We start from the raw sequence: 14,070 nt of genomic DNA, 5'->3' as shown, positions 1-14,070 counted from the left end.
TAAGAGGATTTGAACCTCTGAATCCCGAGATCAAAACCCGGTGCCTTACCGCTTGGCGATATCCCAACTGTGATTGTTAAGCGTTGTCTTCGCTTTGAAATTCGTCATTCTTAATCCCGAGATCCTATATTAAAACCTCGCGATACCTTACCGAATGGCGATATCCCAACTGTGATTGTTAAGCGTTGTCTTCGCTTTGGTAATTCTTTCTATTAAGAAAGAATGGTGCGGAAGGAGAGACTTGAACTCTCACACCTTACGATACTAGAACCTAAATCTAGCGCGTCTACCAATTCCGCCACTTCCGCAGAAAGCAAATGGTGGCTACACCTAGATTTGAACTAGGGACCCCATCATTATGAGTGATGTGCTCTAACCAACTGAGCTATGTAGCCATTTTGCTTTATCTTGACTCAAACTGTTTAACCAGTCGTTGTCTCGATGGGGCGCATTATGCGGAGTTCACCTACACTCGTCAACTGTTTTTTAATAAAAAAAGTGGATTTTATGCCGTTTGCTTATTTGTCAAACAAGTTGATCTTATTTCAAGCTTAAATTGCTAATTTACTAAGCTATTTTCTTTTAAATAAGTAAATACAGTTTTCCAATGATGGAGTTGTTAAACTACTGACTCAATTAATTGATGAGCGTATAGATGAAAATATTACACACCTCAGACTGGCATTTAGGCCAATACTTTATGATGAAGAGCCGTGAATCGGAACATTTGGCTTTTTTAAATTGGCTGGTCGGAACCGTTGTCGCACAATCAATCGATGCGTTAATTGTTGCGGGTGATATTTTTGATAGTGCGTCTCCTCCCTCTTACGCGCGTAAATTATACAGTGACTTCATTGTTAAGTTACAAAAATCTGGTTGCACACAACTGATAATTGTCTCGGGAAATCATGATAGTGTTGCGGTCTTAAATGAAAGTAAAATACTATTAAAGGCATTAAACGTGTCGGTACTTGCTGGCCTGAGTGACGATTTAAGTGAACACTTGGTTAAAGTAAGCAATAAACAGGGGGATGAAGCGATTATTTGTGCGTTGCCTTTTTTACGGGCAACGGATGTGATGTCCAGTGAAGCGGGAAGCTCTGCAGAGCAAAAACAGATGAACTTACAACAAGGCATAACAAAAACCTATCAAGATATTTATCAGTTAGCAAAATTACAAACAACAGATAAAAATAGCCCTATCATCGCAACGGGCCATTTAACGGCGGTGGGTTGCTCTGTTTCAGAGTCAGTGCGTGATATCTATATTGGGACACTGACCGCTTTTCCTGCTTCACTATTTCCAGCGTTTGATTATATCGCACTAGGGCATCTTCATCGTGCGCAAAAAGTGCAGAAAAGCGAACATATCCGTTATAGCGGTTCTCCGATAGCACTCAGCTTTGATGAGGCAAAACATGAAAAGAGTGTGGTCATCGTAGAGTTCAGCAACAATAGTGAGCTTAATACTTCTCAAACCCCTATTCCTAACTTTCAAAAAATGGTGGTTATTAAAGGAGATTTAAGTGCAGTAAAAAAAGAACTGAGCTCCTTAATAGAAGCTAAACAATCTGTTTGGGTAGAGGTTAAAATTGACGAAATATTTTATCGTGCAGATCTGCAAGTAGAATTAAATAGTTTAGTGGCATCCACACCTGTTGAGATATTAAAAATCAGTAGCCTTAAAATAGATGAAAATAGCCAGTGGCAATCTGAACATGTTGAGACATTAGAAACGCTAACACCCCTTGATCTATTTCAGTATCGCTTAGATTGTGAAGAGGTGTTAACAGAGCTTCAGAAAACAGAATTAAAAATGCTCTTTCAGCAAACAGTGGCTGAACTGGAACGAACATCATGAAAATATTATCGCTACAGTTTGAAAACTTAAATTCTTTAAAAGGCAGATGGAAAATTGATTTTCAGGATCAAGCCTTTATCGATAATGGTTTGTTTGTCATAACGGGGCATACGGGGGCAGGAAAAAGTACCCTGCTAGATGCTATCTGTTTGGCGCTTTATCAGCAAACACCACGTCTTGATAAACTGACACAGAGTAAAAATGAGTTGATGACGCGTGGCACAGCGAATTGTGCCGCCGAAGTTGAATTTAGTGTAAAAGGAAAAGGCTACCGTGTTTCATGGGCGCAAAAGCGTTCACGTAATAAAAACGACGGAAGATTGCAAGCGCCTATTTGTGAATTAGCGGAGATAGACGGGGATATTCTCTGCACTAAAAGTAGTGAAGTCTTAAAAACAGTGATCAGTTTGACGGGGCTGGATTTTTCACGTTTTACTAAATCGATGTTATTGGCACAGGGTGGCTTTGCTGCTTTTTTAAATGCCACGGCTAAAGATAGAGCTGAGCTTTTAGAGGAGTTAACAGGAACAGAAATATACGCACAAATTTCGCAACATATTTTTGAGCGTAATAAAGAGGTGCAAGCGCAACTTGCACTATTAACGAGCCAGTCAGATCTGTTAGATCTGTTAGATGAAGATCAACTAGAGCAGTTACACTCTCATATTGATGCTTTGCAAATAACAACTGACAGTGAACGCCTTGAGATAAAAAGTATTGAAAAAGCACTGTTATGGCAACATGAAGCATCACGCCTTAATAAACAGTGTCAGGATGCCATTTTACAATGGCAACAAGCAGAACAGCGTTTAATTGACTTTAAACTTGACGAAAATAAAATGCTGGCTGCGCAACAAGCGTTGCACATTCTTCCTGTTTTTTCCTCGCTTAATGAACAAAAAAAGCTATCTAAAAGTAATGACACTCAGATAATCGTGCGAGAAAAACAGGACGTGCAATTAAAAGAGCAGTTAACGGATTGCGAACAGCGCTCTGCGACACTGTTAGTCGCGCAACAAGAGGCGCAAAAGGTTTATTTGCAGCAGGTGACTCGGTTAACTGAGCAGTTAATTCCGATGGACAATGAAATCGCCAACTTTGAAAAACTATTAGCTGAAAAATCACCCACTTTTGAGTTGCAAAAAAATAGTCAACAGCAAGCATCTAAAACACTTACTCATACAAAAAAACAATTAAAACAGCAACAAACACAATTGATAACAGTTGAAAATCGACTACGTGAAAAGCAAATAACAATCATTGCAACTGAAAAGCTAACCGTGGTTGAACTCCACTTAAAAAGTTATAAAAATGACGCTGACAAGTCTCAACAATTAATGAAACAGCTCGCTGAGGTTAACAATAATACGCAACAAAAAGGGTTATTGCATCAACAGATTAAAATGGCGTTGTTCGGCTATCAACAACAGTTAACAGAGGTGGAGTCAAATTTAATTATTTATACAGAGCAAAAAGAGAAACTATTAACCACCCTAGGGGAAAACGCCAACGAACGGTTGACCATGCTTTATCAAAGCAAAGAATCGCTTATTAGTTTATTGGCATTAACGCAATCGTTAGATAAAACAATACTGGGTAACCGCGAGATTGAAACAGAGGTAACACAGAAAAATAGTCGCTTACAACAAGATAAGACGCAATTAATCGTGCTGGAAAAAGAGGGTAAACAGTTATCGACAGAGGAAGCAGACTTAAACACCTTAATCAAACAAGATAACCTATTGCGCAGTGTGCAAGATCTGCAGTTGCAGTTAAAGAAAGATAAACCCTGCCCACTTTGTGGATCGCTTGAGCACCCTGCAATTGCAGAGCATAAACCACTGGATCTCAAAAGCACAATGTTACGCTTACAAGAAAAAAGTGAACGGTTAATTAAAAAACGTGCAGAGTATGATCAGTTAAGAGGCAATATCAGTGCGTCAGTGTTAGTGATAAAGCAATTAACCGAGAAGCATTGTTTATCTCAAGATGAGATAGCATCACTTAAACAAAGTTGGTTGCAAAGTCGTTACGCTCAATCTCTACAATTAACCTATCTGCCTGACAGTTATGCGCAACTCACTGAGCACAATGAGTGCATAACACCAGAAATAGAACAGCTTGCTAAACAGATAAAATCGTTACAATTAATCACCACCCAAAGCCTGCCTTTACAGCTTCAAAAAGAGGGGCTCATAAAGCAATTAAATGAAACGTCTCAAGCTTTAAATCGTGCACAGGCAGAGCAAAAATCAAGCACTGTGCTCTGTGCACAGTTAACGGATCAGTTATCAATACTTGAGAATGAAATTGCACGATTAAAAACAGATATCGCAACAGAGATAGTTGACAATAGTTTGCTTGAATCACTCTTTGACTCACCACAACGCTGGTTAGATGCGCAAAAACAGGGAATTGAAAAGCTTATTCAGTTAACCTCTGAACAATCACAAATAACGGACTCTATCACCGAGCTTGCGCAGCAGGAGCGGTTAAAAACGCAGTCGCTTGCACACAATGAAGCACTGTTTAATGAGATAAAAAAAGAGTTGCAGCAGTTAAATGAAGCTAAAAACAGCTTGCAGGTACAACGGTTAAAATGCTTTTCAACACAAAGTAGTCAGCAGTTACAGCAAGGCTATGACCTACAATTACACGTTGCAAAAGAAAATCTTGAACAGGTTAAAGCACAAGTTGTTAGCATCAGTTTAGAACTTGAGGGAGGGCGAGGCGCCATTAAGAGTCTAAAAGAGGCTAAAAAAGTGATCTGTATTGCGTTAAATAGTGCCTCTGAGCAGTTTGATTTTCAGTTATCTGAGAGTATTTTCACTGATCAGAGTCAGTTTGAAAACGGTTGCTTGAGTAAAAGTGAGCTAGCCCTTTTACAATCCCAGCAAGCAGAGGTGAAAAAGGATGTTATTACTAAGGAAACTCAACTTTTAGGTATTAAAAAACAGCAAGTTGAGCATAAAAAAAGTGAGCAAAAAGAATCGTTATATCAATTAAATCAGCAACAACTAACAGATCAATTAATGCTTATCCAAGGCAAAGAAGCGGAAAGTAATGTGTTATTAATTGCTAAAAAAGCACTGCTACAAACTGATCAAAGTAATAAACAAAAACAGCAACAATTACAGAAGAAACAGCAAGATTTCAAACAGAGCGCTGATAATTGGGCATTATTAAATAAACTAATTGGTCAGGCCGATGGCAGTAAATTTAGAAAATTCGCGCAAGGGTTAACACTGGATAATCTGATCGTGCTTGCTAACCGCGAAATGGCAAACTTAGACCAACGTTATCAGCTAAAACGTAATATGGATGAGGAACTTGCATTACAAGTGATTGATTGCTGGCAAGCAAACAGTGTGCGTGATGTGAAAACCCTTTCTGGTGGGGAGAGCTTTTTGGTTAGTTTAGGGTTAGCATTGGCACTTTCTAATTTAGTGAGCCATAAAACACAAATAGAATCGCTATTTTTAGATGAAGGTTTTGGTACGTTAGATGAAAATACCCTATCGATGGCACTTGATGCGTTAGAGCGATTAAACTCAACGGGTAAGTTGATTGGTATTATTTCTCATGTTGAGGCATTAAAAGAGCGTATTAATCACCAAATCCATGTGCACAAAAACAGTGGCGCGGGTTATAGTGTGTTAGATAAACAATATAGGGTTGATGATGTTACAGCAAGAAAGGCATAATAAGATTTTAGACATACTCAGTGTGCAGGGTCGAGTCTATGCGGCAGAACTGAGCCAAACGTTAAATGTCTCTGAAGATACCATTCGACGTGACTTAAAACAGCTTGATGAAGAAGCGTTATTACGTCGTGTGCATGGTGGTGCGTTACCATTACAATTAGAGACTAGCGCGTATCGTGAACGCCAAGATGAAGTTGATCCACTTAAAAAACGCATCGCGTTAGCTGCCATTCAATTTATAAAACCGAATCAAACTATTTTAATCGATTCGGGCACTACCTGTTTACAGTTAGCGATGAACTTGCCCACGCACTTTAATTTTACTGTGGTGACGCCGAGTCCGTTGGTGGCGACAAAATTAATGTATCACGATAATATTGAGCTTATTTTATTAGGTGGAAAAATATTTAAACCTGCAGTGATGGCACTAGGTGCAACCACCAATGCGATGTTACAAAAAATACATTTTGATAGCTGTTTTTTAGGCGTGTGTGCATTACATCCCAACAAAGGGCTGAGCATTAATCACCTTGATGAAGCGGAAACATTAGCAACAATTATTGAACAATCTGAGCAAGTCATTGTCTTAGGATCATCGTTAAAATTGGGGAAAATGGGCACTTATAAAGTGTGTGACAGTAATAAACTCAATTTACTCGTGACAGATTCGCATTCAGAGAATAAAATATTGCAACGATTAAAAGAAAAAGGGGTGCAAGTTGAATTATGCACCGATTAATTTAACCTTATATACTCATGATACTTCAAGATGCAATTTGCCTTGCCCTACGGGGCGCAAGCTCGCCTTTTGTTAAACCATGGCAGCCCTGCGTTACAACACTCAAAAAGTGAATGACAATAAAGGGTTAAAGTTTTTTTAACCCGACCGCTAGAAGGTTAACGTAGTTAACCTTTCGATAGGTTACCTCATGTTGCGCCTTGTTCTGATTACCGAGCTTGTGCCTGACAAAGGATCTTGAGGTAACATGGGTATATTATCAAATGGAAGTGATAAAAAATGGCTAAAAGTACGCAAAAACAAGCGTTATTAACAGAGAAACGCATCCACCAAGCAATTGTAGATATCTTCATGGCAAAAGGATGGGAAGCAATAAGTTATGGCTCTATCGCTAAGCATACCGGACTTTCACGAGGTGGCGTGCAACGTATCGTACCCAGTAAAGAGGCAATGATGGGCGCTTTTCAGGGGCAGATTATAGCGTTTATTGATGAAGCGTTAGATTTTACCAATGATCAATCACTGACGGATAGTTGGATTGTTGCTTTAGATAATTTACAATTTAGAAACTGTATCACGTTTTTTATTGGTGCAATTTCTGGCGAAACATCAGGAAAAGTACTTGCTAAAAAAGGCTTTGAACGTTTTTATGAAAAAGTGGGCCAAGAGAAAATGCAATCTTTGATCGGCTTATCAGTTTGTCATTTATTAGATGCCTAAACTAACTTATTGTTTAGTAAGGCTGTAATTAATATTAAATAATAGTCTAAGCTTACTTTACATTAATAGGCTTAGGGCATTTTATGCAAAGTAACGTATTGAAGAGGCACTCTTTTTTATTAAAAGTGTGCTTTATTTTGATTTTTAGTTTTTCCCTCTCTTTCTCTGCTACGCTACACGCTAAACAACCCATTAAAGCATTATATATCCCACTTGCTGATCACTATGCCGCCTTAGTTGCCTATGAACGTTATAGAGAACAGATGAAATATGCTAATTTTGAAATTTTAAAGATGAAAAATTGGGATCTATTACGTGCTTATTTTCAATCTGGAAAAGCGGATATGGCTTATGTAATGAGCCCGCTTGCAATGGATATGTACAGTAAGCAACCTAACTTTAAATGGATAGGGTTGATGCATCGTGATGGTAATGCATTAGCAATAAATAAGCTGATTAAAGATAATATTGACCTACCTAAAAAACGAATTAATCGTAAACCAGATAAACAAGTTGCATACGCACTTCAGGCACTTCATCAATCAAGGAAAAAAAGCACCCAGATAGCAATGCCACACCTACTTTCTACCCACAGCGTTGTGCTTTATAAGTACCTTAAAAATTATGGCATAGAATTAACATTGACTAAAAATAATAAAATTCCCGTTGAAGCGATTGCCATTGCCCCCCCTAAAGCCCCCGCTTTTATTAAAGGTCAAAGTAATCGAGCAACCCCAGCTGCTTTTGAACAGTCACTGCCTTGGGCTGATGTCGTTGAAACAGGAGGATTTGGTTATATTGCTTGGTACTCAAAAGATGTGCTTCCTTGGGAGAATGGTCATGTTGAATGCATTGCTTTAGCAACAGATTTAGCCATTAAAAATAAATATTTAGCCACGAAAGAGGTAATGGATTTCATAAAAATTGCAGGAACAGATATTGAACAGGCACGAAAAATAGGAGGCAGAGCACTTGATGAGATTGTCATTATTGTGCAAAAACATATTCCTGAACATACTCGTGATGCCATCATTGCAAGTTTAGATCCTGACTTACGCGTTATTAATTACCAGTCTTTAAATATTGATGAAGCAGGTCTTAAATTAATTATGAATCTCGCTTTAGAGGCGGATATTTTAAAAAAGTCGATTGATATTGAACTGTTTTCTGACCATCGTTTTGACAACTAAGGATCGGCTTCAAAATTACTTGCGCTTTTGTTTTCAAAATAACCAGTCACTTCAGATTTTTTGACAACAATTTAGCGCAAGTTATTGTGTAACGATTCCTAATCAAGAGAGTGAATATGCAAAAAAATAGATTGAATATAGGAAAACAAAAATCGTTATTTAGTCATTTGATTTTTTGGTTTTTACTGCTTTCATTAGTACCGATGAGTATTACCTCATGGATTAATTATCAACAAGCAAAACAAAGCTTAGTGAGTGCTACCGCTGAAAAACTTTATCAAAGCTCAGAATCTAGCCATCAATTTATTAATAACTGGTTTGAGTATCGCTTTATGGATATTAATGTACAAGCGCGTGGACAGATTAATATTAAGTTATTAAATGAAATAAGCGAAGGATGGCATAACAGTAACAAACCGCTTAAAGAGTATATAAAAAGTTATGATTGGTTACTGAGAGTTGATGGTTTACAGGACGATCTGATTAATCTCAGTAATAACTATGATTATATTTATGATCTTTTTTTAATTGATATACAAGGTAATATTTTATTTACTGTAAAAAGTGAACTGGATTTAGGTGATAATTTAATAAGCGGTGTGTTGTCCCAAAGTAAATTTTCTAAGGCTGTTTTTAGTACACTTAAAGGGGGTAATACACTTTTTTCTGATATTGGACGTTATAGCCCCACCGAAAATCTGCTTTCTGGTTTTCTCACTGCACCGTTAATTGATGAGAATGGCGAAATTGTCGGGGTCTTTGCGATGCAATTGCGCCTTGATCGTATTTTTGAACGAATGATACACCGCGATAATGTTAATTCTTCACAAACACATTATTTAGTCGCGGATGATGCTTTACTAAGAACCCCAATATTGAATGATTTAGAGTCGGTATTGAAACGTAAAATAGATACCGAGCAATTTAAACTTTGGCAAACTGAGCATCGTCATGGGGCGCAACCAGATGATCAAAAGGAAGTGGTATTTGAATACTTAGGACCTGAAGGGAAAAATGTATTTGGTATCCATCAGTCAGTGGTGATTAATAATGTTCGTTGGGTATTGATCAGTGAAATAGACAGTGAAGAGGTCTTTAAAACAACCACTGAGATGGCAGAAACCGTCGCGATTGTCTTATTATTTTCTATTATCATCATCATTACGATTGTGATCATTCAAGTCAAGCGTATCACTACACCATTGCACAAGTTGGCGGTAGCGAGTCACAATGTTGCTTTAGGTAAGGATAACCAACAGGTTGATATTGATGTTAATAATGAGATAGGGCAACTTGCCAATGCTTTTAACAATATGCTTAATAAACAACGAGAAATAGAATGTTCGATCAATAAAAGTAATAAGCAACTACGTAATGCATTGACAGAGTTATCAAGTCAGCAATATGCACTTGATCAGCATGCGATTGTTGCAATCACAGACACTGCCGGCACTATTACCTTTGTGAATGATAAGTTTTGTGAAATTAGCGGTTATAACCATGATCAATTAATTGGTGAAAACCATCGTATTCTTAATTCTGGCACTCATCCCAAGCACTTTTTTACTGAAATGTATAAAACCATTGCTGCTGGCTCTGTTTGGCATGGGAAAATATGTAATCGCAATAAAAATGGGTCATTATACTGGGTAGAAACCACTATTACCCCCTATAAAAATGAACAGGGTATTGTGCAACAATATATCGCTATACGTACAGATATTACCAAGCAAAAAGCGTTTGAAAAACAACAACAAACTCGTTTCAAAACCGCTACGATTAAGTTAGCAATCACACATGCATTTTCCCATCAAAATGTATTAAAAAAACAACTTTCACTCGGGTTGTTACACCTCCTTGATTTACCCACGTTTAATTTAAAGCGTAAGGCTTGCCTCGCTATTTTTGATCGGGATAAGCAGAACTTTAAGCTTGTTGTTAAAGAGGGAAATTTTTTAGAGGGTAAGCAAGTCGATGAGCAGTTGCTCTCTTTATGTGAACAGGGGGCGCAAAATAGTGGCTTAGCAATTAATACTTTTTGTAATGAAAAAGTCTGTGCTGAGCAAAATGTACATGGCCATTATATTGTGCCATTAATCAATGAACTTGATGATAATGGAGCACAACATAATAGCTTAGTTGGTATCTTGCTCTTATTTTCCGAGGAAAATAGTGCTTTAGATAATGAAAAAGTTCAGTTATTAGAAGAGGTTGCGATGCTTTTTAGTCACGCTATTTTACGTGACCAAGCGAATAAATTATTAACCTCTGCCTCTGAAACTGCCCTGCAAAGTAGTCAACTTAAAGGTGAATTTCTTGCCAGTATGAGTCATGAGATCCGCACACCCATGAATGGTGTATTAGGCATGTTAGGGTTATTACTCAATAGTGAACTTAATGCTGATCAAAAACATAAAGCCAGATTAGCCAAGTCGAGTGCAGAATCATTACTGGTGTTAATTAATGATATTTTAGATTTCTCAAAAGTAGAAGCGGGTAAAATGGAGCTTGATATTATCGACTTTAACTTGCGTGATATGTTAGGTGATCTTTGTGAAACAATGGCGTTACGTGCCCAAGATAAAGGGGTAGAGATAATTTTAGATGTGACTGCGATTGATCACTCAATGGTAAAAGGTGATTCTGGCCGCTTACGGCAAATTACCACTAATTTAGTCAGTAATGCGATAAAATTTACTGATCAAGGCACGATAAAAATTAGCGTTGAGACCAGTGAGTTGCAGGGAGATAAGTTATTACTGCAATGCCATGTCAGTGATACGGGCATCGGTGTCCCAGATAATAAAATTGAGAATTTATTTGAAACGTTTACACAAGTAGATGCATCAACAACACGTAAATATGGTGGTACAGGGCTTGGCCTCGCTATTTGTAAGAAACTGTCTCGATTGATGGGGGGGGGTATAAAGGTATCTAGTACGCTAGGAGAGGGCAGTATTTTTAGTTTCACTGCAAAATTACAAATCAGCCAGCAATCACAACGTGTATTACCTGAAGTTGATATCAGTAAATTAAAACTGCTTATTGTGGATGATAACCCAACCAATTTAGAAGTATTACGTGGTCAGTTAGAACACTGGGGTGCGGAAGTGACGGAAGCCAATAATGGTCAGTTGGCACTTGAGCTTTGCAGGCAGCAAGTATCCCTCTACAAGAAAAATTTTGATGTTGCTTTACTTGATATGCAGATGCCAGAAATGGATGGTGCGGAGCTGGGTAAAATACTGCGCAGTGATAAGCAGTTTGATGATATGAAATTGGTGATGATGACCTCTATCGCCTCACAAAATGAAACCCAATTTTTCTCTGATCTGGGCTTTAATGCTTATTTCCCTAAACCTGCGACCACTTCTGATCTTTTTAAAGCATTAAGTGTGGTCATTGATAATGGTGATCAGGTGATGCCGCTTGTTACACACGACTATCTAGCTTCATTAACGCAAGAGACAAAACATAATAATATCAACTTTGATAAATCAGCCATCAAAATATTGCTGGTGGAGGACAATAAAGTTAATCAGATGGTGGCATTAGGTATATTACAAGAGTTTGGTTTTAGTGCTGATATTGCTGAAGATGGTTTGCAAGCCCTCAATATTTTAAAAAAGAACGAGGGACATGAATCCTATCAACTCATTTATATGGATTGCCAAATGCCTATTATGGATGGCTATCAAACCACTCAATGCATTCGTCAGGGTGATGCTGGAGAGCAGTATAAAACGATGCCTATTATTGCGATGACGGCAAATGCAATGGAGGGAGAGCGTAATAAATGCTTGCAGGCAGGGATGGATGATTATATTAGCAAGCCTATCGATCCACAGATTTTAGAGAGTAAGCTTTATCAGTGGCTTAACATTAAAACAGAAACAACAGTTAATCATTCAGCCCTGATCAATTCAAAATTGCCAGTAGAGTCTGAAGGCTCTCTATTAACGTGGCATCAAGAGAGTGCTTTGCAGCGTTTAGTTAATAAACAGTCTCTCTTGATTTCATTGATTAAAACTTTTATCGAAGAGATACCCCAAAAAATAGTGCAATTAGAGTGTGCAATAAAAGAGCAAAATAGAGAAGAGGTTGCTCTGTTAGCACATACCATTAAAGGTGCATCTGCTAATTTAAGTGCCTTGAAGCTTGCTCATTACTGCTTTGAACTTGAAAAATGTGCAAAAGCAGAGCAAAACTATTTATCTGCCTTTGATCCTCTCTATTCAAGTTACATGGCGCTTATTGATGAGTTTAATGCTTACATTGATAACTGTGAGTTAGAAAGTTGTTCTGAGTCTATACTTACAGAGAAGCAGATTGTTGATTTTCTCATGGATCTCAATAAACGTTTGCATGAGAGTGATTACATTGAAAGTGAAGAGTTAAATCCACTTATAGCAAGTAATGATAGCACTGAGGTTGGTGAGTTATTGAATGAGTTACAGCAAAAGATCACTCTTTTTGATTTGGACAATGCACAATATGTTACCGAAAAAATTATCACTTTGTTAAAAGAAACAGATAAAAAAGGAAAGCATTAAATGGCTGATAAAGCATTAGTACTTATTGTTGATGATTCACCAACAAACTTGCAGGTTTTAGCCGCCTGTATAAAAGATAATCATCGTGTAAAAGTCGCGACCAATGGTAAACAGTGTTTGAAAATCGCACAAACTGAGCCACATCCCGATCTTATTCTTTTAGATGTTGAGATGCCTGGGATGAACGGTTATGAAGTTTGCAAGCATTTGAAATCATCGCCAAAAACGGAAGGTATCCCCATTATTTTTGTGACTGGTTTACAAGGAGACGATGATGAAGAGAAAGGGCTCGCACTGGGGGCGGTTGATTATATTACTAAGCCTATTCGTCCTGCAATTGTGATTGCGCGCGTAAAAACCCATGTTACCCTGAAATTACAGCATGATAAATTAAATAAAATGGCCTTTTTTGACCAGTTAACGGGGCTTTATAATCGTCACTATCTTATTGATATGGCCACTAAAAAAGTAGCGAGAGCATTAAGACATAATTATGACTTATGGGTGTTGATGATAGATATAGACCATTTTAAAAAGGTTAATGATACTTATGGGCACCCGATGGGAGATGAGATACTAAAAGAGGTTTCAGCGTTATTAGTACTTGATAATCGTAGTGAAGATATTGCAGCACGTTTTGGCGGTGAAGAGTTTGTGGTGATGTTTGATCCATGTAATAAAGCGGATGCGGTGCTTAAAGCAAGACGAATTTTACACAAAATAGCAAAACTTAACCCTCATAACATAAACGTTACCGTGAGTATTGGTATGGCTAAACTGACCGCTGAAGATGCTAATTTTGAACGTTTATTAAAGCGTGCTGATGCTGCGTTGTATCATGCTAAAGAGAATGGTCGTAATAGGATTGAGCTTGCACCTTAATGAAAAAGGCAACCTTGAGGTTGCCTTTATATTTTCACTAAGGAATCGTTACACAATAACTTGCGTTAAATTGTTTTCAAAAAGCCTGAAGGAATCGTTACAAAATAACTTGCGCTAAATTGTTTCCAAAAAGCCTTAAGTGACTGGCTATGTTAAAAAAAATCGCAAGTAATGCTGAAGCCAATCCTAAATGACGGGTTATTTTGAAAACAAAAGCGCAAGTAATTTTGAAGCCGATCCTAAGTCGTTATTAAACGTTAAAACGGAAGTGGATAACATCACCATCTTGAGTGATATATTTCTTACCTTCTAAGCGCCATTTTCCTGCTTCTTTAGCACCTGCTTCACCGTTAAACTCGATAAAGTCGTCAAAGCTAATAAGCTCTGCACGGATAAAACCACGTTCAAAATCAGTATGGAT

8 protein-coding genes and 2 tRNA genes are annotated in these 14,070 nt (G+C 37.8%); 7 read left to right on the top strand and 3 right to left on the bottom strand.

Annotation, left to right across the window (positions count from 1 at the left end):
• Positions 1-223 precede the first annotated feature (223 nt).
• A tRNA-Leu gene (locus G322_RS0112650) sits at positions 224-308 on the bottom strand.
• A gap of 10 nt (positions 309-318) precedes the next feature.
• Positions 319-395 (bottom strand) — tRNA-Met (locus tag G322_RS0112645).
• A gap of 260 nt (positions 396-655) precedes the next feature.
• Here G322_RS0112645 and sbcD point away from each other — a divergent pair.
• The 7 genes from sbcD (at position 656) to G322_RS0112600 (ending at position 13,649) form a co-directional block, all read left to right on the top strand.
• The gene (sbcD, locus tag G322_RS0112635) at positions 656-1,861 is read left to right on the top strand and encodes an exonuclease subunit SbcD (RefSeq protein ID WP_022942133.1); all 1,206 of its coding nucleotides are present in this window, start codon (positions 656-658) and stop codon (positions 1,859-1,861) included.
• On the top strand, positions 1,858-5,565 hold the full coding sequence (locus G322_RS0112630) for an AAA family ATPase (RefSeq protein WP_022942132.1): 3,708 nt from the start codon (positions 1,858-1,860) through the stop codon (positions 5,563-5,565). Before sbcD ends, G322_RS0112630 begins: the two co-directional genes overlap by 4 nt.
• Positions 5,543-6,304 carry a DeoR/GlpR family DNA-binding transcription regulator gene (locus tag G322_RS0112625; protein WP_022942131.1) on the top strand — a complete coding sequence of 254 codons (762 nt, stop codon included), beginning with the start codon at positions 5,543-5,545 and terminating at the stop codon, positions 6,302-6,304. The genes G322_RS0112630 and G322_RS0112625 overlap by 23 nt, the downstream gene beginning before the upstream one ends.
• 279 nt (positions 6,305-6,583) lie before the next feature.
• Positions 6,584-7,024: a TetR/AcrR family transcriptional regulator gene (locus tag G322_RS0112615; RefSeq protein ID WP_022942130.1), complete on the top strand. Its 441-nt coding sequence runs from the start codon at positions 6,584-6,586 to the stop codon at positions 7,022-7,024.
• Positions 7,025-7,107: 83 nt separating this feature from the next.
• The gene (locus tag G322_RS0112610; RefSeq protein WP_022942129.1) at positions 7,108-8,214 is read left to right on the top strand and encodes an ABC transporter substrate-binding protein; all 1,107 of its coding nucleotides are present in this window, start codon (positions 7,108-7,110) and stop codon (positions 8,212-8,214) included.
• A gap of 116 nt (positions 8,215-8,330) precedes the next feature.
• A complete protein-coding gene (locus tag G322_RS22340) occupies positions 8,331-12,767 on the top strand; it encodes a response regulator (protein WP_022942128.1) in 4,437 nt (1,478 codons plus the stop codon).
• The gene (locus tag G322_RS0112600; protein WP_022942127.1) at positions 12,768-13,649 is read left to right on the top strand and encodes a diguanylate cyclase; all 882 of its coding nucleotides are present in this window, start codon (positions 12,768-12,770) and stop codon (positions 13,647-13,649) included.
• 250 nt (positions 13,650-13,899) lie between these two features.
• On the opposite strand, the gene G322_RS20710 is transcribed toward G322_RS0112600, so the two are convergent.
• Positions 13,900-14,070 (bottom strand): DUF933 domain-containing protein (locus tag G322_RS20710; protein ID WP_033422154.1); only part of this gene is annotated, 171 nt, incomplete at its 5' end.

Origin of the sequence: Psychromonas hadalis ATCC BAA-638 (assembly GCF_000420245.1) — a bacterium.
Classification (GTDB): Bacteria; Pseudomonadota; Gammaproteobacteria; order Enterobacterales; family Psychromonadaceae; genus Psychromonas; species Psychromonas hadalis.
This window is presented reverse-complemented; position numbering and strand designations above follow the sequence as displayed.